General features: G+C 52.1%; 23 protein-coding genes. 15 read left to right on the forward strand and 8 right to left on the reverse strand.

Annotated features, from left to right (window positions below; translation table 11 throughout):
- The first annotated feature begins 304 nt into the window (after positions 1–304).
- Positions 305–1,213 (forward strand): prohibitin family protein, encoded by a 909-nt coding sequence (locus FEM44_RS04575; protein ID WP_135521081.1) that lies wholly within the window; start codon positions 305–307, stop codon positions 1,211–1,213.
- A 219-nt stretch (positions 1,214–1,432) separates the two neighbouring features.
- Here the strand turns inward: FEM44_RS04575 and tkt are convergent, their stop codons facing one another.
- Positions 1,433–3,424, reverse strand: a complete 1,992-nt coding sequence (gene tkt, locus FEM44_RS04580; RefSeq protein ID WP_000098613.1) for a transketolase — start codon at positions 3,422–3,424, stop codon at positions 1,433–1,435.
- 277 nt (positions 3,425–3,701) lie between these two features.
- Between tkt and loiP the strand changes: the two genes are divergently transcribed.
- On the forward strand, positions 3,702–4,460 hold the full coding sequence (loiP, locus tag FEM44_RS04585) for a metalloprotease LoiP (protein WP_130218025.1): 759 nt from the start codon (positions 3,702–3,704) through the stop codon (positions 4,458–4,460).
- A gap of 204 nt (positions 4,461–4,664) precedes the next feature.
- Here loiP and speB read toward each other — a convergent pair whose 3' ends face one another.
- From speB to FEM44_RS25735, 6 genes are all read right to left on the reverse strand, one after another.
- Entirely contained in the window at positions 4,665–5,585 is a 921-nt protein-coding gene (gene speB / locus FEM44_RS04590) for an agmatinase (RefSeq protein ID WP_000105566.1), read from the reverse strand.
- Between the two features lie 135 nt (positions 5,586–5,720).
- Positions 5,721–6,452 carry a hypothetical protein gene (locus FEM44_RS04595; RefSeq protein WP_135521079.1) on the reverse strand — a complete coding sequence of 244 codons (732 nt, stop codon included), beginning with the start codon at positions 6,450–6,452 and terminating at the stop codon, positions 5,721–5,723.
- Between the two features lie 143 nt (positions 6,453–6,595).
- The gene (gene speA / locus FEM44_RS04600; RefSeq protein ID WP_010347927.1) at positions 6,596–8,572 is read right to left on the reverse strand and encodes a biosynthetic arginine decarboxylase; all 1,977 of its coding nucleotides are present in this window, start codon (positions 8,570–8,572) and stop codon (positions 6,596–6,598) included.
- 8 nt (positions 8,573–8,580) lie between these two features.
- Complete coding sequence (yqgB, locus tag FEM44_RS04605) at positions 8,581–8,712, reverse strand: acid stress response protein YqgB (protein WP_001338822.1); 132 nt, start codon at positions 8,710–8,712, stop codon at positions 8,581–8,583.
- 93 nt (positions 8,713–8,805) lie between these two features.
- Positions 8,806–8,949: a protein YqgG gene (gene yqgG / locus FEM44_RS25730; protein ID WP_001297404.1), complete on the reverse strand. Its 144-nt coding sequence runs from the start codon at positions 8,947–8,949 to the stop codon at positions 8,806–8,808.
- Positions 8,950–9,059: 110 nt separating this feature from the next.
- A complete protein-coding gene (locus FEM44_RS25735; protein WP_276608958.1) occupies positions 9,060–9,311 on the reverse strand; it encodes a hypothetical protein in 252 nt (83 codons plus the stop codon).
- Between the two features lie 55 nt (positions 9,312–9,366).
- On the opposite strand from FEM44_RS25735, the gene metK reads away from it, so the two are divergent.
- From metK to ruvX, 8 genes are all read left to right on the forward strand, one after another.
- Entirely contained in the window at positions 9,367–10,521 is a 1,155-nt protein-coding gene (metK, locus tag FEM44_RS04610; protein ID WP_130207895.1) for a methionine adenosyltransferase, read from the forward strand.
- Positions 10,522–11,227: 706 nt separating this feature from the next.
- A complete protein-coding gene (galP, locus tag FEM44_RS04615; RefSeq protein ID WP_130207899.1) occupies positions 11,228–12,622 on the forward strand; it encodes a galactose/proton symporter in 1,395 nt (464 codons plus the stop codon).
- Between the two features lie 76 nt (positions 12,623–12,698).
- A complete protein-coding gene (locus FEM44_RS04620) occupies positions 12,699–13,196 on the forward strand; it encodes a SprT family zinc-dependent metalloprotease (protein ID WP_130258039.1) in 498 nt (165 codons plus the stop codon).
- A gap of 95 nt (positions 13,197–13,291) precedes the next feature.
- Positions 13,292–13,999: a deoxyribonuclease I gene (endA, locus tag FEM44_RS04625; RefSeq protein WP_135521076.1), complete on the forward strand. Its 708-nt coding sequence runs from the start codon at positions 13,292–13,294 to the stop codon at positions 13,997–13,999.
- A 78-nt stretch (positions 14,000–14,077) separates the two neighbouring features.
- Positions 14,078–14,809: a 16S rRNA (uracil(1498)-N(3))-methyltransferase gene (gene rsmE / locus FEM44_RS04630; RefSeq protein WP_135521074.1), complete on the forward strand. Its 732-nt coding sequence runs from the start codon at positions 14,078–14,080 to the stop codon at positions 14,807–14,809.
- Between the two features lie 12 nt (positions 14,810–14,821).
- Entirely contained in the window at positions 14,822–15,772 is a 951-nt protein-coding gene (gshB, locus tag FEM44_RS04635) for a glutathione synthase (RefSeq protein WP_130207907.1), read from the forward strand.
- A gap of 108 nt (positions 15,773–15,880) precedes the next feature.
- On the forward strand, positions 15,881–16,444 hold the full coding sequence (locus FEM44_RS04640; RefSeq protein ID WP_130207909.1) for a YqgE/AlgH family protein: 564 nt from the start codon (positions 15,881–15,883) through the stop codon (positions 16,442–16,444).
- Positions 16,444–16,860, forward strand: a complete 417-nt coding sequence (gene ruvX / locus FEM44_RS04645) for a Holliday junction resolvase RuvX (RefSeq protein WP_000017111.1) — start codon at positions 16,444–16,446, stop codon at positions 16,858–16,860. The genes FEM44_RS04640 and ruvX overlap by 1 nt, the downstream gene beginning before the upstream one ends.
- A 197-nt stretch (positions 16,861–17,057) precedes the next feature.
- Here ruvX and FEM44_RS04650 read toward each other — a convergent pair whose 3' ends face one another.
- Positions 17,058–18,038 carry a PilT/PilU family type 4a pilus ATPase gene (locus FEM44_RS04650; protein ID WP_135521072.1) on the reverse strand — a complete coding sequence of 327 codons (981 nt, stop codon included), beginning with the start codon at positions 18,036–18,038 and terminating at the stop codon, positions 17,058–17,060.
- A 17-nt stretch (positions 18,039–18,055) separates the two neighbouring features.
- Here FEM44_RS04650 and yggS point away from each other — a divergent pair, with 17 nt between their 5' ends.
- Genes yggS through hemW form a run of 5 tightly spaced genes read left to right on the forward strand, consistent with a single transcriptional unit; the run spans position 18,056 to position 21,361 of the window.
- Positions 18,056–18,760 (forward strand): pyridoxal phosphate homeostasis protein, encoded by a 705-nt coding sequence (yggS, locus tag FEM44_RS04655; RefSeq protein ID WP_000997795.1) that lies wholly within the window; start codon positions 18,056–18,058, stop codon positions 18,758–18,760.
- A gap of 17 nt (positions 18,761–18,777) precedes the next feature.
- Positions 18,778–19,344, forward strand: coding sequence for an osmotic shock tolerance protein YggT (yggT, locus tag FEM44_RS04660; protein WP_001094831.1), 567 nt, complete (start codon positions 18,778–18,780; stop codon positions 19,342–19,344).
- Entirely contained in the window at positions 19,341–19,631 is a 291-nt protein-coding gene (gene yggU, locus FEM44_RS04665) for a DUF167 family protein YggU (protein ID WP_001277222.1), read from the forward strand. Before yggT ends, yggU begins: the two co-directional genes overlap by 4 nt.
- A gap of 7 nt (positions 19,632–19,638) precedes the next feature.
- Positions 19,639–20,232: an XTP/dITP diphosphatase gene (locus tag FEM44_RS04670; RefSeq protein WP_130207915.1), complete on the forward strand. Its 594-nt coding sequence runs from the start codon at positions 19,639–19,641 to the stop codon at positions 20,230–20,232.
- Complete coding sequence (gene hemW, locus FEM44_RS04675) at positions 20,225–21,361, forward strand: radical SAM family heme chaperone HemW (protein ID WP_135521070.1); 1,137 nt, start codon at positions 20,225–20,227, stop codon at positions 21,359–21,361. Before FEM44_RS04670 ends, hemW begins: the two co-directional genes overlap by 8 nt.
- Positions 21,362–21,368: the final 7 nt, after the last annotated feature.

Below are 21,368 nucleotides of genomic sequence, written 5' to 3' on the forward strand. Positions count from 1 at the left end.
AGCAATTGAGCGTCTGAGAGGACAAGTTTTATAAGCCAAAATAATAAAACATTAAATAACAACAAGATGAGATTAATATTATTAAAGTCAACTTTGTATTTGCAGTGATCATCACAAAATCAATATTTTGTACGTTGATATATTTGTGACACACATCACCATTTGTTTATTGAATATCCGAAAACATACTTATTTGATTTATTGTTTTCGCGCCACCCTTTATAGATTCTTAATTTGCGGTTGCCAGCTGTTTTCTCCTCCCCCCATGTGACATATTCCCATACTTTACTCAAGGACGACTCACATGAAAGCACCTGTTTCAATAACCTCATTCCGCCCACAAAAATCTCTTGCCATCGCCATTGGCGTGATTGCCGTGGTTGTGCTGCCATTTCTCTCGTATTACACCGTTAATGAAGGTGAACGCGGCATTTTGCTGCGCTACGGAAAAATCGTAAAAGTTGCCGAGCCGGGTCTGGGTTTTAAGATCCCGTTTATGGAAAGCGTGGAGAAAATTTCCACGCGTAATCAGGCCGTGGTCTATCAGGGATTGCAGGCATACAGCCGCGACCAGCAACCGGCACAAATGACCGTGTCAGTCAGCTTCCATATTAAGCCTTCAGAAGCAGGCGCGGTTTATACCACCTACAACACTATTGAAGCATTAAAAGATCGCCTGATTGTCCGTCAGTTGCCAACTCAACTGGAGAACGTTTTCGGCCAATATACGGCCATCAGCGCCGTGCAGGATCGTACAAAGCTGGTTCAGGATCTGCAAAATGCCATGCGCAAAGCCGTTGTTGGCCCGGTAGTGATTGACGGGGTCCAGATTGAGAATATTGATTTTTCTGACGCTTATGAAAAGTCGATTGAAGATCGAATGAAAGCGGAAGTCGCCATTGCCACACGTAAGCAAAATCTGGAAACAGAGAAAATCCAGGCGCAAATTGCGGTAACTCAAGCCCAGGCAGAAGCAGACAGTAAACTGGCGGCAGCCAAAGCAGAAGCGGAAACTATTCGCGTAAGAGGCGCGGCCGAAGCTGAAACTATTCGTTTAAAAAGTGCGGCTGAAGCAGAAGCTATCCGCTTGCGCGGGGAAGCCCTGCGAGATAATCCCGGACTTGTTGCCCTCACCACTGCTGAGCGTTGGGACGGTAAGCTGCCCGATACCATGATTCCAGGTAGCACAGTTCCGTTTATCTCTACTAAGTAAAAAAAGGGCCGCTTTCACGGCCCTTGAGAGTGATGGCAAAGGCAAAACTGCCTGATGCGCTACGCTTATCAGACCTACATACTTCCTGCAATATATTGAATTTGCATGATTTTGTAGGTCGGATAAGGTGTTCACGCCGCATCCGACATGAACAACGCGCACATTGCCAACAATCTGAAGGGCCGCTTTCGCGGCCCTTCTCACAAAGCATCTTACCGATTACAGCAACGCTTTTGCTTTCGCAACAACGTTATCAACGGTGAAGCCGAACTCTTCAAACAGCAGCTCAGCCGGAGCAGATTCACCGAAGGTGGTCATACCGACGATAGCGCCATTCAGGCCAACATACTTGTACCAGTAGTCAGCAATGCCTGCTTCTACTGCAACACGAGCAGTAACCGCTTTCGGCAGTACAGATTCACGGTAAGCGGCATCCTGTTTGTCGAATGCGTCGGTAGACGGCATGGAAACCACGCGCGCTTTCACGCCTTCGGCAGTCAGTTTTTCATAAGCGGCAACAGCTAGCTCAACTTCAGAACCAGTAGCGATGAAGATCAGTTCCGGCTGACCGGCACAGTCTTTCAGCACATAACCACCGCGCGCGATGTTTGCCAGCTGCTCTTCAGTACGTTCCTGCTGCGCCAGGTTCTGACGGGAGAGGATAAGCGCAGTCGGGCCATCCTGACGCTCAACGCCGTATTTCCACGCTACAGCGGATTCAACCTGGTCACACGGACGCCATGTAGACATGTTCGGGGTCACGCGCAGAGAAGCCACCTGCTCAACCGGCTGGTGAGTCGGGCCATCTTCGCCCAGACCGATGGAGTCGTGGGTGTAAACCATCACCTGACGCTGTTTCATCAGCGCAGCCATACGTACGGCATTACGTGCGTATTCCACGAACATCAGGAAGGTGGAGGTGTACGGCAGGAAACCACCGTGCAGGGAGATACCGTTAGCAATCGCGGTCATACCGAACTCGCGAACACCGTAGTGGATGTAGTTACCCGCAGCATCTTCGTTGATTGCTTTAGAACCAGACCACAGGGTCAGGTTAGACGGTGCCAGGTCAGCGGAGCCGCCGAGGAATTCCGGCAACAGCGGACCGAACGCTTCGATAGCATTCTGCGACGCTTTACGGCTGGCAATTTTCGCCGGATTAGCCTGCAGTTTAGCAATGAACTCTTTCGCTTTCGCGTCGAAGTCAGACGGCATCTCGCCTTTCATACGACGGGTGAATTCAGCGGCTTCCTGCGGATAAGCTTTCGCGTAAGCAGCGAATTTCTCGTTCCATGCGGATTCTTTCGCCTGGCCTGCTTCTTTCGCATCCCACTGAGCATAGATTTCAGACGGGATTTCGAACGGCGCATATTTCCAGCCCAGTTGTTCGCGGGTCAGGGCAATTTCAGCGTCGCCCAGCGGCGCACCGTGGGAGTCGTGCGTACCGGCTTTGTTCGGGGAACCGAAACCGATGATGGTTTTGCACATCAGCAAGGACGGTTTGTCGGTCACTGCACGCGCTTCTTCTACTGCGCGTTTGATGGATGCTGCGTCATGACCGTCGATGTCGCGAATAACGTGCCAGCCGTAGGCTTCGAAACGCATTGCGGTATCGTCGGTGAACCAGCCTTCAACGTGACCATCGATAGAAATACCGTTGTCATCGTAGAACGCAATCAGTTTACCCAACTTCAGCGTACCCGCCAGAGAGCAAACTTCGTGGGAGATGCCTTCCATCATGCAGCCGTCGCCCATGAAGGCGTAGGTGTAGTGGTCGACAATGTCGTGACCCGGACGGTTAAACTGCGCCGCCAGCGTTTTTTCTGCGATAGCCATACCGACTGCGTTGGCAATACCCTGACCCAGCGGACCAGTGGTGGTTTCCACACCAGCGGTGTAACCCACTTCCGGGTGGCCCGGAGTTTTGGAATGCAGCTGACGGAAGTTTTTCAGTTCTTCCATCGGCAGATCGTAACCGGTGAGGTGCAGCAGGCTATAGATCAGCATGGAGCCGTGGCCGTTGGACAGCACGAAGCGGTCACGGTCAGCCCAGGACGGATTCTGCGGGTTGTGTTTCAGGAAATCACGCCACAGGACTTCGGCAATGTCAGCCATACCCATCGGGGCGCCCGGGTGACCGGATTTGGCTTTCTGTACTGCGTCCATGCTCAGCGCACGAATAGCATTGGCAAGCTCTTTACGTGAGGACATTTTGACTCCAGATCGGATGATGAAGGGCACGCCCTTAACGACTTGACGACAGCGCGTTTTGGGCTACGCCGGAAAATTTGCCAACAATTTACCGCAAGCCGCGCGTCATGTACATGGAACATCCTTTTGCCGTTTCAGAAATCTCTGGATCATGCTCGCATGTTGCGCAATCTGCTCGCCCGTCCGCTGCGCTTTTCCTTATACTCAGGATGAGCGTCGATTCACCTGCAAACGGCGCATTTTTAGAATAATCCTGACCTTGTGCGGAAGAGAAAACATGAAAATTCGCGCCTTATTGGTAGCAATGAGCGTGGCAACGGTACTGACCGGTTGCCAGAATATGGACTCCAGTGGACTGCTCTCATCAGGAGCGGAAGCTTTTCAGGCTTACAGTCTGAGCGATGCGCAGGTGAAAGCCCTGAGCGATCAGGCGTGCCAGGAGATGGACAGCAAGGCGACGATTGCGCCAGACGGTAGTGAATACGCTAAACGTCTGACCACCATTGCTAATGCGCTAGGCAACAATATCAACGGCCAGCCGGTAAATTACAAAGTGTATATGGCGAAGGATGTGAACGCCTTTGCAATGGCTAACGGCTGTATCCGCGTCTATAGCGGGCTGATGGATATGATGACGGATAACGAAGTCGAAGCGGTGATCGGTCATGAAATGGGGCACGTGGCGTTAGGCCATGTGAAGAAAGGGATGCAGGTAGCGCTTGGTACCAACGCAGTGCGAGTTGCGGCGGCCTCTGCGGGCGGGATTGTCGGCAGTTTATCGCAATCACAACTCGGTGACCTGGGCGAGAAATTAGTCAATTCACAATTCTCCCAGCGCCAGGAAGCAGAGGCAGATGATTATTCCTACGATTTGCTGCGCCAACGCGGCATCAGTCCAGCTGGCCTTGCCACCAGCTTTGAAAAACTGGCGAAACTGGAAGAAGGCCGCCAAAGCTCAATGTTTGACGACCATCCAGCATCCGCCGAACGCGCCCAGCATATTCGCGATCGTATGAGCGCGGATGGAGTTAAGTAAAGCCTGGTGGTGCCGAACGTCGGTCAGATAAGGCGTTCACGCCGCATCTGACATGAATGGCACATTTGCTACCCTGTGCGCATTGCCGGATGCGATGCTGGCGCATCTTATCCGGCCTACGGGCGCCGAACGTAAGTTAGATAAGGCGTTCACGCCGCATCTGACATTAATGGCACGTTACCCTGTGCGCATCTTATCCTGCGCTTACTCGCCCTTTTTCGCCGCCTGAATATACAACATCTCCAGCGCCAGCGTTGCCGCAGCCAGAGCGGTGATTTCCGACTGATCGTATGCCGGAGCCACTTCCACTACGTCCATCCCAACGATGTTGAGATCTTTCAGGCCGCGTACCAGTTTAATAGCGCGATCGGAGGTCAGACCGCCAATCACCGGCGTACCGGTGCCTGGTGCAAAAGCAGGATCCAGGCAGTCAATATCAAAGGTCAGGTAAACCGGCATATCACCAACAATCTGTTTCACCTGGGCGATAACATCATCCACGCTGCGATCGTTCACCTGGCAGGCGTCCAGCACGGTAAAGCCGTTGTCTTTATCAAACTCGGTACGAATACCAATCTGCACGGAATGATTCGGGTCGATCAGTCCTTCTTTCGGCGCAGTATAGAACATGGTGCCGTGGTCAAATTCACAACCGTTCGCGTAGGTATCGGTGTGGGCATCAAAGTGTACCAGTGCCATTTTGCCGAAATGCTTCGCATGTGCACGCAGCAGCGGCAGCGTAACAAAGTGGTCACCACCGAAGGAGAGCATACGCTTACCAGCAGCCAGCAGCTTCTCGGCGTGCGCCTGCAGCTTCTCGCTCATCTCACGGGCATCGCCGAAGGCATATACCAGATCACCGCAGTCCACCACGTTCAGACGCTCACGCATGTCGAAATTCCACGGGAAGCGGTTGTGTTCCCAGGCCAGATTCGTCGAAACCTGACGGATAGCTGCCGGACCGTGACGACCACCCGCACGACCAGAAGTGGCCATATCGAACGGCACGCCAGTAATCACCCAGTCAGCATCGCTGTCATACGGCTGGAAGTTCATCGGCAGGCGTAAAAAACCAAAGGCGTTGGAAACCAGTGAGTTATCGTATTGATGACCTAAGGTGCTCATGGATGGACTCCTATTACAAAGTCGATATAAAAAAACCCTTCCGCGTCGTTAGGCCCGACGAGGAAGGGTTGGATTTGCGAAACACAAGTTTGTGCTAATTATCGCCTTAAATGGGCGAGGCATCAAGCAAGGTTACTATTTACGGCACGGCGGCGGCGCATAGCCATTGTTGTCCGCCGGAAACGCTTGTCCAGAGCACGGCGGCAGCGCGTTTTGCGCCGGGCCTTGTAATTCAAAGGCGGCAAAGCCGATTACACCGGTATTACGCACATCGCCTTGCGCCGAATTGGCTGCGTAGGAATCAGCAACGTTGGCGAACTGAAAAGCCGCTTCGGTATGTTTATCTTTACGGAATCCTTTAATCGCTAAAGAATCTCCGGCATTCACAATATAACCGTTGTTATTCAGCGAACCTTGTTTACCGTTCAGAACATCCAGGCCATCAACCGTAGCAACGATCTCGTAGTTGGTGTTACGACTGTAATTGCGGACATATAATTGATAATTCATTCCTACTCTGGCACGGACAATATAGCGTGGTTCATTATTTGATGAATCATACACTCGCGTAATAGGTAACGAATTAAAATTACCATCGCGAATAGCATATTCCAGTTCGTTAATCCGAATGCTATAAACACGGTCGTAGCCGGAAGGAACATTAGTCGAATAACTAATAACGATCATCTCCGCCGGATCGCGCCAGGCTCGCTCAGCAGATACGCCCTGAACCGTTGAGTGCACATCCCCACCCCAGGCGGTGCCGACATTGCCCGATGCACTGCTATTATACTGCGCATTACTTGCGCAACCTGCCAGCAGCACGACTAATGCTACCAGTGCGCTACATACTTTCCATTTTTTCATAACCGTTCCCTCTATTTAATTAATGCAGCGATTGTAGGGGGATTATTTAATAATAAAAGCAGCCAAATTATTTTTAAGAATATATAAAAAGAAAGCGGGCCGATTTACGTAAATAAATCGGCCCGCCAGTGGAATAATCTTAATTATTCATCTTCAAGATAGGTATAACCGTACAAACCTGCCTCGAACTCTTCCAGGAACTGTTGTTGCAGCTCAGCATCCAGATCGGTTTTCTTCACTTGATCACGGAACTGGGTTAACAGCGTTTTCGGATCGAGCTGTACATATTGCAGCATGTCCGCCACGGTATCGCCTTCGTCAGACAGTTCCACTTCTACACTACCGTCAGGGAACACGAACACGTCAACCGCTTCGGTATCACCGAACAGGTTGTGCATGTTGCCGAGGATCTCCTGATATGCGCCGACCATAAAGAAACCGAGCATCGGCGGATTCTCCGGATCGTACTCCGGCATAGGCATTGTCGTGGCAATACCGTCACCATCAATATAGTGGTCGATAGCACCGTCAGAGTCACAGGTAATATCCAGCAGCACAGCGCGGCGTTCCGGCACTTGATCCAGCCCTTCCAGCGGCAGTACCGGGAACAACTGGTCGATCCCCCACGCATCCGGCATCGACTGGAACAGCGAGAAGTTGACATACATTTTGTCCGCCATACGTTCCTGCAGCTCGTCGATAATCGGACGATGCGCACGGTTTTGCGGATCCAGCTGCTTCTGCACTTCATGGCACATGCTCAAATAAAGCTGCTCAGCCCATGCGCGTTCTTGCAGGCTAAAGGTGCCGGAAGAGTAGCCGATATGAATGTCGTGCAGATCCATCTGGCTGTCGTGTAACCATTCACGCAGAGAACGGCGAGTTCCCGGTTCGTGCATCTCCTGCCAGGTTTCCCACATGCTTTGCAGTGCGCGCGGCGCATCTTCTGCGGGCGCGGTCGGCACCGTATATTCGTTACGTTCCACGCCGATGATATTAGACACCAGCACGGTGTGATGCGCAGTCACCGCACGACCCGATTCGGTGATTACCGTCGGATGCGGCAGACCATTTTCTTCACACGCATCACCAATCGCCCAGATGATGTTGTTGGCATATTCATTGAGGCCGTAGTTCACCGAACAGTCGGACTGCGAACGAGTACCTTCATAGTCCACGCCCAGACCGCCGCCGACGTCGAAGCACTGAATATTGACGCCCAGCTTGTGCAGCTCAACATAGAAGCGGGCTGATTCACGAACGCCCGTGGCGATATCGCGAATATTCGCCATCTGCGAACCAAGGTGGAAGTGCAGCAGTTGCAGGCTGTCGAGACGCCCGGCTTCACGCAACGTTTCAACCAGTTGCAGTACCTGAGTCGCTGCCAGGCCGAACTTCGATTTTTCCCCACCGGAGGACTGCCATTTACCCGATCCCTGCGAAGCCAGACGTGCACGCACGCCCAGACGAGGAACGACATTCAGACGTTCTGCTTCATCCAGCACAATGGCGATTTCTGACATCTTCTCAATGACCAGATAGACCTTGTGGCCCATCTTCTCGCCAATTAATGCCAGGCGGATATATTCGCGGTCTTTATAACCATTACAGACGATGACGCTGCGGGTCATGCCAGCATGCGCCAACACCGCCATCAACTCTGCTTTCGAGCCTGCTTCCAGTCCCAGCGGTTCGCCAGAATGAATCAGGGACTCAATCACGCGGCGATGCTGGTTAACTTTAATTGGATAAACGAGGAAGTAATCGCCGTTATAGCCGTAGGATTCCCGCGCACGTTTAAACGCGGCGTTTATGGAACGCAAACGGTGCTGCAGGATCTGCGGGAAACAGAACAGTGCAGGCAGACGCTGGCCCTGTGCTTCACGGGTTTTCACCAACTGCGCGAGATCGACGCGAGCTTCCGGGACGTCCGGGTCCGGGCACACGCTGATGTGGCCCAGCTCGTTAACGTCATAGTAGTTATTGCCCCACCAGGCAATATTGTAGGTACGCAGCATCTTGCTGGCTTCCTGGGAGCTCATTGCAACCTCCTGCATGGAGCGTAGTACACCGTGTTCGCCCGCTGACGAAGGCAAACTCATAGACATGTCGTCAGACATAGCGAACCTCAAATTATTTTATTAAGTGTAAAACAGTTAACCACTATCGCAGCCTGAAACTGCGATAACAACCCATAAGCACATGGATTTTCCAGCAGTGTATGCTGACGCTCCGACTGCGCAACCGGTTTCTTTTTCATAACATTATTAAGCACATAACCGAACATAAGTGTGACAGTTCGGCGAAACCACGAGAAAACTCTTGTTTTTACAAGAGCGCCCTTGTTCAGTCCTCAGTAACTGTAACCAGCTCTTGAATCCTGAGAAGCGCCGAGATGGGTATAACATCGGCAGGTATGCAAAGCAGAGATGCAGAGTGCGGGGAACGAATCTTCACCAGAACGGTGAGACAGGTTAAGCAGCAGACAACGGTTCATTATTTCGTATCACCTCCACGGCCGCCCGTTAAGACGAACCCACAAGCCAAAACTCTGATTTCAACCCGGCTGGAAGTGGCAACACGAAAGAAACGTCGTGTGCTTTTTATTTAAGCCGCGCGCCGCGTTTTATACCCCACAATGGCAGAAAATTGCAAAAGATAAATACGAAGAATGCCAGCATTGTCAGGAAAAATTTCCAGCCACGCTTTTAACAGAATGAGACACCGTTCAAAAAAAAGTGGAAATCGGATGACGTATTGACCTAAAATAGCCGTCCAGATGTTAATCCATCCATACTGATTAACACTCAGACTGCCAGTGTTTTTAACCTGCAGAGTCGTGGAAAGAGCCGCTACCACAGAAAACACACACAACAGTTTGAGCTAACTAAATTCTCTTTTGGTGATATTAAATATGGCAAAACACCTTTTTACGTCCGAGTCCGTCTCTGAAGGGCATCCTGACAAAATTGCTGACCAAATCTCTGATGCCGTTTTAGACGCGATCCTCGAACAGGATCCGAAAGCACGCGTTGCTTGCGAAACCTACGTAAAAACCGGCATGGTTTTAGTTGGCGGTGAAATCACCACCAGCGCCTGGGTAGACATCGAAGAGATCACCCGTAACACCGTTCGCGAAATTGGCTATGTACATTCCGACATGGGCTTTGACGCTAACTCCTGTGCGGTTCTGAGCGCCATCGGCAAACAGTCTCCTGACATCAACCAGGGTGTTGACCGTGCCGATCCGCTGGAACAGGGCGCGGGTGACCAGGGTCTGATGTTTGGTTACGCAACCAACGAAACCGACGTGCTGATGCCAGCACCTATCACCTATGCACACCGTCTGGTACAGCGTCAGGCTGAAGTGCGTAAAAACGGCACTCTGCCGTGGCTGCGCCCGGACGCGAAAAGCCAGGTGACTTTCCAGTATGACGACGGCAAAATCGTCGGCATCGATGCTGTAGTACTTTCCACTCAGCACTCTGAAGATATCGACCAGAAATCGCTGCAAGAAGCGGTAATGGAAGAGATCATCAAGCCGATTCTGCCCGCTGAATGGCTGACTTCCGCAACCAAGTTCTTCATCAACCCGACCGGTCGTTTTGTTATCGGTGGCCCGATGGGTGACTGCGGTCTGACTGGTCGTAAAATTATCGTTGATACCTACGGCGGCATGGCGCGTCACGGTGGCGGTGCGTTCTCCGGTAAAGATCCATCAAAAGTGGACCGTTCCGCAGCCTACGCAGCACGTTATGTCGCGAAAAACATCGTGGCTGCTGGCCTGGCTGACCGTTGCGAAATTCAGGTTTCCTACGCAATTGGCGTGGCTGAACCGACCTCCATCATGGTGGAAACTTTCGGTACCGAGAAAGTGCCTTCTGAACAGCTGACCCTGCTGGTACGTGAGTTCTTCGACCTGCGTCCATACGGTCTGATTCAGATGCTGGATCTGCTGCACCCGATCTACAAAGAAACCGCAGCATACGGTCACTTTGGTCGCGAACATTTCCCGTGGGAAAAAACCGACAAAGCGCAACTGCTGCGTGAAGCTGCCGGTCTGAAATAATCTTTAATCACCAGTTTTCAAAGGCCAGCCTCGCGCTGGCCTTTTCTTTTACCTCACCGCGGTGGATAGGCGTTCACGCCGCATCTGGCATTGTGTCGGATGCGATGCTGCCGCATCTTATCCGACCTACAGATATCCCGCGCTCGTAGGCTGGATAAGGCGTTCACGCCGTATCCAGCATTGTGTCGGATGCGATGCTTCCGCATCTTATCCGACCTACAAATATCACCGCGCTCGTAGGCTGGATAAGGCGTTCACGCCGCATCCGGCATTGTGTCGGATGCGATGCTGCCGCATCTTATCCGACCTACAGATATCACCGCGCTCGTAGACTGGATTAGCCGTTCAAGCCGCATCCGGAAAAAAGCCGCCCGCACAATAACATCATTCTTCCTGAGCACGTTTTACCGCAAATTATCATCACTACTGAAACCGATTACACCAACCACACCAGTCAAATATTTGTAATATTTTCATATTATTATTCAGTTTTCACAGTTGTTACATTTCTTTTCAGTAAAGTCTTAATTTCAGATAACTGTGTTTAACCTATGATGATATAACTCAATTATTTTCATGCACTTAAATTATAACCATAATGAATACTAGTGTAAGCGATTACACTGATGTGATTTGCTTCACATCTTTTTACGTCGTACTCACCTATCTTAATTCACAATAAAAAATAACCATATTGGAGGGCATCATGCCTGACGCTAAAAAACAGGGGCGGTCAAACAAGGCAATGACGTTTTTCGTCTGCTTCCTTGCTGCTCTGGCGGGATTACTCTTTGGCCTGGATATCGGTGTAATTGCTGGCGCACTGCCGTTTATTGCAGATGAATTCCAGATTACCTCGCACACACAAGAATGGGTCGTAAGCTCCATGATGTTTGGTGCCGCAGTCGGTGCGGTGGGTAGCGGCTGGCTCTCCTTTAAACTCGGGCGCAAAAAGAGCCTGATGATTGGCGCAATCCTGTTTGTTGCCGGTTCGCTGTTCTCTGCCGCTGCACCGAACGTTGAAGTGCTGATTCTTTCCCGCGTGCTGCTGGGACTGGCGGTAGGTGTGGCCTCCTATACCGCGCCGCTGTACCTCTCTGAAATTGCGCCAGAGAAAATTCGCGGCAGTATGATCTCGATGTATCAGTTGATGATCACTATCGGGATCCTCGGCGCGTATCTTTCTGATACCGCCTTCAGCTACACCGGTGCATGGCGCTGGATGCTGGGTGTGATTATCATCCCGGCGATTCTGCTACTGATTGGCGTCTTCTTCCTGCCAGACAGCCCACGTTGGTTTGCCGCTAAACGCCGCTTTGTTGATGCCGAACGCGTGCTACTGCGCCTGCGCGACACCAGCGCGGAAGCCAAACGCGAACTGGATGAAATCCGTGAAAGTTTGCAGGTTAAACAGAGCGGTTGGGCGTTGTTTAAAGAGAACAGTAACTTCCGTCGCGCGGTGTTCCTGGGTGTACTGTTGCAGGTGATGCAGCAATTCACCGGGATGAACGTCATCATGTACTACGCGCCAAAAATCTTCGAACTGGCGGGTTATACCAACACCACAGAGCAAATGTGGGGGACCGTGATTGTCGGCCTGACCAACGTACTTGCCACCTTTATCGCAATCGGTCTTGTTGACCGTTGGGGACGTAAACCAACGTTGACGCTGGGCTTCATGGTGATGGCTGTGGGCATGGGCGTACTGGGTACAATGATGCACATCGGTATTCACTCACCGTCGGCGCAGTATTTCGCCATCGCCATGCTGCTGATGTTTATTGTCGGTTTTGCCATGAGCGCGGGTCCGTTGATTTGGGTACTGTGTTCTGAAATCCAGCCGCTGAAAGGCCGCGACTTCGGTATCACCTGCTCCACCGCTACCAACTGGATTGCCAACATGATTGTCGGCGCAACCTTCCTGACTATGCTCAACACGCTGGGCAACGCCAATACCTTCTGGGTTTACGCAGGTCTGAACGTGCTGTTTATCCTGCTGACACTGTGGCTGGTGCCGGAAACCAAACACGTTTCGCTGGAACACATTGAACGTAATCTGATGAAAGGTCGTAAACTGCGCGAAATCGGCGCTCACGATTAATCTCCCCAGGCTTCCTCCCGTCGCGGAGGAAGCCACCTCTTGCAGTCATCTTTTCTTCGCTCTATCCTCTGCCGCTATGAAAACATCCCGTCTCCCTATCGCCATCCAACAGGCCGTAATGCGTCGCCTGCGGGAAAAACTCGCCCAGGCCAACCTGAAGCTGGGGCGTAACTATCCGGAGCCAAAACTCTCTTATACCCAGCGTGGCACATCCGCCGGAACGGCCTGGCTGGAAAGCTATGAAATTCGCCTCAATCCGGTGTTGCTGATGGAAAACAGCGAGGCTTTTATAGAAGAAGTGGTGCCACACGAACTGGCGCATTTGCTGGTATGGAAACACTTTGGTCGCGTAGCGCCACATGGCAAAGAGTGGAAGTGGATGATGGAAAGCGTGCTGGGCGTTCCCGCCCGCCGTACGCATCAGTTTGAACTGCAATCCGTGCGCCGTAACACTTTCTCCTACCGTTGCAAATGCCAGGAGCATCAGCTTACCGTACGTCGTCATAACCGCGTGATACGAGGCGAAGCCGTCTATCGCTGCGTTCACTGTGGCGAACAACTGGTTGCCCAATAACCAGCAGAAACTATCAGGAATTTTACTGATCTGGCTGATTGCATACCAAAACAACTTTCGCTACGTTGCTCGCTCGTTTTAACACGGAGTAAGTGATGTACCGTAATTTGTCTGTGGCTGCGGTGGTACTGAGCGCAGCATTATCCGGCACGGCGTTAGCCGAAGGCATCAATAGTTTTTCCCAAGCGAAAACAGCAGCGGTAAAAGTCTACGCTGATGTGCCGGGAACATTTTACTGCGGATGTAAAATCAACTGGCAGGGTAAAAAAGGCATCGTGGATCTGGAGTCGTGCGGGTATCAGGTGCGCAAAAATGAAAACCGCGCCAGCCGCGTAGAATGGGAACATGTTGTTCCCGCCTGGCAGTTCGGCCACCAGCGTCAGTGCTGGCAGGAAGGCGGTCGTAAAAACTGCGCTAAAGATCCGGTTTATCGCCAAATCGAAAGCGATATGCATAACCTGCAGCCCGCGATAGGTGAAGTGAACGGCGATCGCGGCAACTTTATGTACAGCCAGTGGAATGGCGGCGAGGGGCAGTATGGGCAGTGCGCTATGAAGATTGATTTCAAAGAAAAAGTTGCTGAACCGCCAGCTCATGCCCGTGGTTCCATTGCGCGGATTTACTTCTACATGCGTGACCAGTACAACCTGACACTCTCACGCCAGCAAACGCAGCTGTTTAACGCCTGGAACAAAATGTATCCGGTCACCGACTGGGAGTGTGAGCGTGACGAACGCATCGCGAAGGTGCAAGGCAATCACAACCCGTATGTGCAACGCGCTTGCCAGGCGCGAAAGAGCTAACCTACACTAGCGAAATTCTTTTTGTTAACCCTACCCCACGCGCGCAACCGCGTGGGGAGACGACGCGGATATTTAACCATGCGTATCCCCCGCATTTATCATCCTGAACCACTCACCAGCAATTCGCAGATCGCGCTTTGTGAAGATGCCGCTAACCATATCGGGCGCGTCCTGCGTATGGGGCCAGGTCAGGCATTACAGTTATTTGACGGCAGCAACCAGGTCTTTGACGCAGAAATCACCAGCGCCAGCAAAAAAAGCGTGGAAGTTAAAGTGCTGGAAGGCCAGGTAGACGATCGTGAATCTCCCTTGCATATTCACCTTGGTCAGGTGATGTCGCGCGGAGAAAAAATGGAATTCACTATCCAGAAATCGATAGAACTTGGCGTAAGCCTCATTACGCCACTTTTTTCTGAACGCTGCGGCGTTAAACTGGATAGTGAACGTCTGAACAAGAAGCTCCAGCAGTGGCAGAAAATTGCAATTGCCGCCTGCGAGCAATGTGGTCGTAATCGGGTACCAGAAATCCGCCCGGCGATGGATCTGGAAGCCTGGTGTGCAGAGCAAGATGAAGGACTGAAACTGAATCTTCACCCGCGCGCCAGTAACAGCATCAACACGTTGCCGCTACCGGTCGAACGCGTCCGCCTGCTGATTGGCCCGGAAGGCGGTTTGTCGGCAGATGAAATTGCCATGACTGCCCGCTATGAATTTACTGATATCCTGTTGGGACCTCGCGTTCTGCGTACTGAGACAACTGCGCTCACCGCCATTACCGCGCTACAAGTGCGTTTTGGCGATCTGGGCTAACGGAGAAGAATAATGATCAAGCTCGGCATCGTGATGGACCCCATCGCAAGCATCAACATCAAGAAAGATTCCAGTTTCGCTATGTTGCTGGAAGCACAGCGTCGTGGTTACGAACTTCACTATATGGAGATGGCCGATCTCTATTTGATTAACGGTGAGGCTCGCGCTCGTACCCGTACTTTGAGCGTCGAACAGAACTACGATAAATGGTACGAGTTCACGGGTGAGCAGGATCTGCAACTGGCCGATCTCGACGTGATTCTGATGCGTAAAGATCCGCCGTTTGATACCGAGTTTATCTACGCGACCTATATTCTGGAACGCGCCGAAGAGAAAGGAACGCTGATTGTTAACAAGCCGCAGAGCCTGCGCGACTGTAACGAGAAGCTGTTTACCGCCTGGTTCTCTGACTTAACGCCAGAAACACTGGTCACGCGCAATAAAGCGCAGTTGAAAGCGTTCTGGGAAAAACACAGCGATATCATCCTCAAGCCGCTGGATGGTATGGGCGGCGCGTCGATTTTCCGCGTGAAAGAAGGCGATCCGAACCTTGGTGTGATTGCCGAAACCTTGACTGAGCACGGCACTCGCTACTGCATGGCACAAAATTATCTGCCAGCGATTAAAGATGGTGACAAGCGCGTGCTGGTGGTGGATGGCGAACCAGTACCGTACTGTCTGGCGCGTATTCCACAGGGCGGCGAAACCCGTGGCAATCTGGCTGCCGGTGGTCGTGGCGAACCTCGTCCGCTAACGGAAAGCGACTGGAAAATCGCCCGTCAGGTAGGACCGACGCTGAAAGAAAAAGGGCTGATTTTTGTTGGTCTGGATATTATCGGTGACCGCCTGACTGAAATTAACGTCACCAGCCCAACCTGTATTCGTGAGATTGAAGCAGAGTTTCCGGTGTCTATCACCGGGATGTTAATGGATGCTATTGAAGCACGATTACAGCAGCAGTAACCCTGTTTAGCGAGAGGGATCTCGTTGAGACTATGAGTGACAGCGCCCTTCTTTCCACGCATACTGGGCGCTGTTGCTTTTTTGAACCAGGAAACAGAACCTCTGACAATGAATTTACAGCATCACTTTCTTATTGCCATGCCTGCTCTCCAGGATCCGATTTTCCGTCGTTCCGTGGTCTACATTTGCGAACATAATACCAATGGAGCAATGGGGATCATCATTAACAAACCACTGGAAAATCTCAAAATTGAAGGGATTCTGGAAAAGCTGAAGATCACGCCGGAGCCGCGTGATGAATCTGTCCGTCTGGACAAACCGGTTATGCTTGGCGGTCCGCTGGCTGAAGATCGCGGGTTTATTTTGCATACCCCACCATCCAATTTTGCGTCCAGCATTCGCATTTCAGATAACACGGTGATGACCACTTCCCGCGATGTGCTGGAAACACTCGGCACCGATAAACAACCTGCTGACGTGATGGTAGCCCTTGGTTACTCCTCCTGGGATAAAGGCCAACTGGAACAAGAAATTCTCGATAACGCGTGGTTAACCGCCCCGGCAGATCTGAATATTCTGTTCAAAACACCGATAGCTGACCGCTGGCGCGATGCGGCAAGGCTGATTGGTGTTGATATTCTCACCATGCCTGGTGTGGCAGGGCATGCCTGATGAGCGGAACATTACTCGCCTTCGACTTCGGCACCAAAAGCATTGGCGTAGCGGTCGGCCAACGCATTACCGGCACCGCTCGCCCTTTGCCTGCAATTAAAGCACAGGACGGAACGCCGGACTGGAACCTCATCGAGCGTTTACTGAAGGAGTGGCAACCAGACGAAATCATCGTCGGTTTGCCACTGAATATGGACGGCACCGAGCAACCATTGACTGCCAGAGCGCGTAAATTTGCCAACCGTATTCATGGCCGTTTTGGTGTTGAAGTAAAGCTCCATGACGAGCGGCTTAGCACCGTAGAAGCACGTTCCGGTCTGTTTGAACAGGGCGGCTATCGGGCGCTCAACAAAGGCAAAGTCGACTCTGCCTCTGCGGTGATTATTCTCGAAAGTTATTTTGAGCAGGGATATTAAGGCGATTTAAAAACCTGGCGAATTGTCGTTACCGCCATCTTGCCGGATGCAGCGTGAATGCCTTATCCAGCCTGCATGTGGCAGCGGTTGTAGGTCTGATAAGACGCGCAAGCGTCGCATCAGACGTTTATTGCCTTTGTAGGCCCGATAAGCTTGCGCATCGGGCATGTTTACAATTCGTATCAGGCACAGCAACGTCACAAACGCCCTTCCCCCACCCGCTGCTGATAACTCTGCTGAAACGTTAACATCCCCACCTGCTGCCCGGTTTGAATAACATGTGGTAACTGGTGGGTTTTCCCTTCGCGAATCAAATTCCCCACCGCAGGTGTGTTAATCAGTAATTCAAACAGCGCCACGCGTCCTTCCTGTTTATCCACTTCAAGCTTTTGTGACAACACCGCCCGTAAACTACCTGCCAGTTGATTACGCACGGGATCTTTTTCCTGCGCAGGAAACGAATCCACCAGTCGCTCAACTGCCTGCGCTGCGCCGCGCGTGTGTAATGTCGCCAGCACCAGATGCCCGGTTTCTGCCGCCGTTAGCGCCAGACGGATTGTCTCGCTGTCACGCAGCTCTCCGAGCAATATCACATCGGGATCTTCCCGCAGTGCGGCACGCAATCCCGATGCGAACGTCATACAGTGCAAACCAATTTCCCGCTGCTGGATCAAACATCGCTGGCTGGCATAGAGATATTCCACAGGATCTTCCAGCGTCAGAATATGCGCATCGGCATGTTGATTGAGATAGCCAACCATTGCCGCCAGCGTGGTGGATTTACCACTCCCCGTCGCCCCCGTCACCAGAATCAGGCCATTCTCGCTATTGAGTAATTCCGGCAATACCGGCGGCGCGCCAAGCTGTTCGAGCTGCGGGCAGTGCGAAGGTAACAACCGTAACGCCAGAGAAATACCTTGCCGTTGGGCGAACGCACTGCCGCGCAATCGCTGGTTTTCCCCCAGCGATACCGCAAAATCAAGCTGCCCATTCTCCAGCAATATTGCCCGCTGCTCGTCATCCAGCCACTCTCGCAGTAACTCTTCCACGTCCGGCGCATCAAACAGCGCGGCCTCCATTCTTCCTCGAATACGCCATCGTGCGGGCCAGGCGCTGCACAGGTGTAGATCCGAGACGTTATGCTTTACACTAAGGGCCACAATTTCTTCCATATTCATACTAAGATCCTCGGAAAATGAACGATATTGCGCATAACCTGGCACAGGTCCGGGACAAAATCTCAGCGGCTGCAACGCGTTGCGGCCGTTCTCCAGAAGAAATTACGCTGCTTGCTGTCAGTAAAACAAAACCTGCGAGCGCCATCGCAGAAGCCATTGATGCCGGGCAGCGTCAATTTGGTGAAAACTACGTTCAGGAAGGGGTAGATAAAATTCGCCACTTTCAGGAGCTGGGCGTAACAGGATTAGAATGGCATTTTATTGGCCCGTTGCAGTCTAATAAAAGCCGCCTGGTGGCAGAACATTTCGACTGGTGTCATACCATCGACCGTTTGCGTATCGCCACACGCCTGAACGACCAGCGACCGGCAGAACTCCCCCCTCTTAACGTGCTGATTCAAATCAATATTAGCGATGAAAACAGCAAGTCAGGGATTCAACTGGCGGAACTGGACGAGCTGGCAGCTGCGGTCGCTGAACTACCGCGTTTACGTCTGCGCGGGCTGATGGCAATCCCTGCGCCTGAGTCAGAATATGTAAGGCAGTTTGAAGTTGCACGCCAAATGGCTGTAGCATTTGCCGGACTGAAAACGCGCTACCCGCATATCGACACGCTCTCTCTGGGAATGTCGGACGATATGGAAGCCGCCATTGCGGCAGGTAGCACGATGGTTCGTATCGGCACTGCCATCTTTGGTGCACGTGATTACTCTAAAAAATAAGGAATCTTAAGAACGCCATGAATACGTTGACTTTCCTGCTTTCAACGGTCATTGAGCTGTATACCATGGTGCTGTTATTACGCATCTGGATGCAGTGGGCTCATTGTGATTTTTATAACCCTTTCTCACAGTTTGTGGTGAAGGTGACACAGCCAATTATCGGGCCACTGCGCCGCGTTATTCCGGCAATGGGACCCATTGACAGCGCCTCGCTGCTGGTTGCGTACATTTTGAGTTTTATCAAAGCCATCGTGCTGTTCAAAGTGGTGACCTTCCTGCCGATCATCTGGATTGCAGGTTTGCTGATTCTGCTGAAAACCATCGGCCTGCTGATTTTCTGGGTCCTGCTGGTGATGGCGATTATGAGCTGGGTAAGCCAGGGTCGTAGCCCAATTGAATACGTGCTGATTCAGCTTGCCGATCCGCTGCTGCGTCCAATTCGCCGCCTGCTACCGGCAATGGGTGGGATTGATTTCTCGCCGATGATCCTCGTTCTGCTGCTGTATGTCATCAATATGGGTGTCGCAGAAGTGCTGCAGGCGACCGGAAACATGCTGCTGCCGGGGCTGTGGATGGCGTTATGAGTGCCGTAACAGTTAACGATGACGGTCTGGTTTTACGGCTCTATATTCAGCCGAAAGCCAGCCGTGATTCAATTGTCGGTTTACATGGCGACGAGGTAAAAGTCGCCATTACTGCGCCGCCAGTTGACGGTCAGGCCAACAGCCATCTGGTGAAGTTTCTCGGTAAGCAATTCCGGGTAGCCAAAAGCCAGGTGGTGATTGAGAAAGGCGAACTTGGCCGCCACAAACAAATTAAAATCATTAATCCGCAACAAATCCCGCCAGAAATCGCGGCGTTAATTAATTAGGTATCCTATGCAAAAAGTTGTCCTCGCAACCGGCAATGCCGGTAAAGTGCGTGAGCTGGCGTCGCTGCTTAGCGACTTCGGTCTTGATATCGTGGCCCAAACAGACCTCGGCGTAGATTCCGCTGAAGAAACCGGCCTGACCTTTATCGAAAACGCGATTCTGAAAGCGCGCCATGCAGCAAAAGTGACCGGTTTACCGGCAATTGCCGACGACTCCGGTCTGGCGGTAGATGCGCTTGGCGGTGCGCCAGGGATTTACTCCGCGCGTTATTCCGGTGAAGACGCGACCGATCAAAAGAATCTGCAAAAACTGCTGGAAACACTGAAAGACGTACCGGACGACCAACGTCAGGCGCGTTTCCACTGCGTGCTGGTATATCTGCGTCATGCGGAAGATCCCACTCCGCTGGTGTGCCACGGCAGCTGGCCGGGCGTGATTACTCGTGAACCAGCGGGTACTGGCGGCTTTGGTTATGATCCAATCTTCTTCGTACCTTCCGAAGGGAAAACCGCTGCCGAACTGACCCGCGAAGAAAAGAGCGCCATTTCTCACCGTGGTCGGGCGTTGAAACTGCTGCTGGACGCTTTACGTAATGGTTAAATTACCGCCGCTGAGTCTCTACATTCACATCCCGTGGTGCGTGCAGAAATGCCCGTACTGCGATTTCAACTCTCACGCGTTGAAAGGGGAAGTGCCGCATGACGATTATGTTCAGCATCTGCTTTGCGATCTGGACAACGATGTGGCTTACGCTCAGGACCGTGAAGTGCAGACAATCTTTATTGGCGGTGGTACGCCGAGCCTGCTTTCCGGCCCGGCGATGCAAACGCTGCTGGACGGCGTACGTGCGCGTTTGCCGCTGGCAGCAGATGCAGAAATTACTATGGAAGCGAACCCTGGTACGGTTGAAGCCGATCGCTTTGTCGATTATCAGCGTGCTGGTGTGAACCGCATCTCTATTGGTGTGCAGAGTTTTAGCGAAGAAAAGCTGAAACGACTTGGACGCATTCATGGCCCGCAAGAAGCGAAACGTGCAGCAAAACTGGCAAGCGGACTGGGGCTGCGTAGTTTTAACCTCGATTTGATGCATGGGTTGCCGGATCAATCACTGGAAGAGGCGCTTGGCGATCTGCGCCAGGCCATTGAACTGAATCCGCCGCATCTTTCCTGGTATCAACTGACCATCGAACCCAATACGCTGTTTGGCTCGCGCCCTCCCGTACTGCCGGACGATGATGCGTTATGGGATATTTTCGAACAGGGGCATCAGTTGTTAACCGCGGCAGGTTATCAGCAATATGAAACTTCCGCTTACGCCAAGCCCGGTTATCAGTGCCAGCACAATCTCAACTACTGGCGATTTGGTGACTACATCGGTATTGGCTGCGGCGCGCACGGCAAAGTGACCTTCCCGGATGGGCGCATTCTGCGTACCACCAAAACGCGGCATCCGCGCGGTTTTATGCAGGGGCGGTATCTGGAAAGCCAGCGCGATGTTGAAGCCGCCGATAAGCCGTTCGAGTTCTTTATGAATCGCTTCCGTCTGCTGGAGGCCGCGCCGCGCGTGGAGTTTAGCCAGTTTACTGGCCTTTCTGAAGAAGTTATTCGCCCACAGTTAGACGAGGCTATTGCTCAGGGTTATCTCACTGAGTGTGCGGATTACTGGCAGATAACGGAACATGGGAAGTTGTTTTTAAATTCGCTGCTGGAGCTTTTTCTGGCGGAGTAAATTTGTG

The sequence above is a fragment of the Escherichia sp. E4742 genome (genome assembly GCF_005843885.1).
GTDB lineage: Bacteria > Pseudomonadota > Gammaproteobacteria > Enterobacterales > Enterobacteriaceae > Escherichia.

Excerpts from the sequence above, each read along its gene's own strand:
- yqgG (WP_001297404.1), bottom strand. The coding sequence starts at position 8,949 with ATGAACCGTTGTCTGCTGCTTAACCTGTCTCACCGTTCTGGTGAAGAT.
- yqgB (WP_001338822.1), bottom strand. The coding sequence starts at position 8,712 with ATGAAAAAGAAACCGGTTGCGCAGTCGGAGCGTCAGCATACACTGCTG.
- yggT (WP_001094831.1), top strand. The coding sequence starts at position 18,778 with ATGAATACGTTGACTTTCCTGCTTTCAACGGTCATTGAGCTGTATACC.
- FEM44_RS04650 (WP_135521072.1), bottom strand. The coding sequence starts at position 18,038 with ATGAATATGGAAGAAATTGTGGCCCTTAGTGTAAAGCATAACGTCTCG.
- loiP (WP_130218025.1), top strand. The coding sequence starts at position 3,702 with ATGAAAATTCGCGCCTTATTGGTAGCAATGAGCGTGGCAACGGTACTG.
- FEM44_RS04620 (WP_130258039.1), top strand. The coding sequence starts at position 12,699 with ATGAAAACATCCCGTCTCCCTATCGCCATCCAACAGGCCGTAATGCGT.
- metK (WP_130207895.1), top strand. The coding sequence starts at position 9,367 with ATGGCAAAACACCTTTTTACGTCCGAGTCCGTCTCTGAAGGGCATCCT.
- gshB (WP_130207907.1), top strand. The coding sequence starts at position 14,822 with ATGATCAAGCTCGGCATCGTGATGGACCCCATCGCAAGCATCAACATC.
- FEM44_RS04640 (WP_130207909.1), top strand. The coding sequence starts at position 15,881 with ATGAATTTACAGCATCACTTTCTTATTGCCATGCCTGCTCTCCAGGAT.
- endA (WP_135521076.1), top strand. The coding sequence starts at position 13,292 with ATGTACCGTAATTTGTCTGTGGCTGCGGTGGTACTGAGCGCAGCATTA.
- FEM44_RS04670 (WP_130207915.1), top strand. The coding sequence starts at position 19,639 with ATGCAAAAAGTTGTCCTCGCAACCGGCAATGCCGGTAAAGTGCGTGAG.
- speA (WP_010347927.1), bottom strand. The coding sequence starts at position 8,572 with ATGTCTGACGACATGTCTATGAGTTTGCCTTCGTCAGCGGGCGAACAC.
- yggS (WP_000997795.1), top strand. The coding sequence starts at position 18,056 with ATGAACGATATTGCGCATAACCTGGCACAGGTCCGGGACAAAATCTCA.
- speB (WP_000105566.1), bottom strand. The coding sequence starts at position 5,585 with ATGAGCACCTTAGGTCATCAATACGATAACTCACTGGTTTCCAACGCC.
- ruvX (WP_000017111.1), top strand. The coding sequence starts at position 16,444 with ATGAGCGGAACATTACTCGCCTTCGACTTCGGCACCAAAAGCATTGGC.
- FEM44_RS04575 (WP_135521081.1), top strand. The coding sequence starts at position 305 with ATGAAAGCACCTGTTTCAATAACCTCATTCCGCCCACAAAAATCTCTT.
- yggU (WP_001277222.1), top strand. The coding sequence starts at position 19,341 with ATGAGTGCCGTAACAGTTAACGATGACGGTCTGGTTTTACGGCTCTAT.
- hemW (WP_135521070.1), top strand. The coding sequence starts at position 20,225 with ATGGTTAAATTACCGCCGCTGAGTCTCTACATTCACATCCCGTGGTGC.
- FEM44_RS04595 (WP_135521079.1), bottom strand. The coding sequence starts at position 6,452 with ATGAAAAAATGGAAAGTATGTAGCGCACTGGTAGCATTAGTCGTGCTG.
- galP (WP_130207899.1), top strand. The coding sequence starts at position 11,228 with ATGCCTGACGCTAAAAAACAGGGGCGGTCAAACAAGGCAATGACGTTT.
- tkt (WP_000098613.1), bottom strand. The coding sequence starts at position 3,424 with ATGTCCTCACGTAAAGAGCTTGCCAATGCTATTCGTGCGCTGAGCATG.
- rsmE (WP_135521074.1), top strand. The coding sequence starts at position 14,078 with ATGCGTATCCCCCGCATTTATCATCCTGAACCACTCACCAGCAATTCG.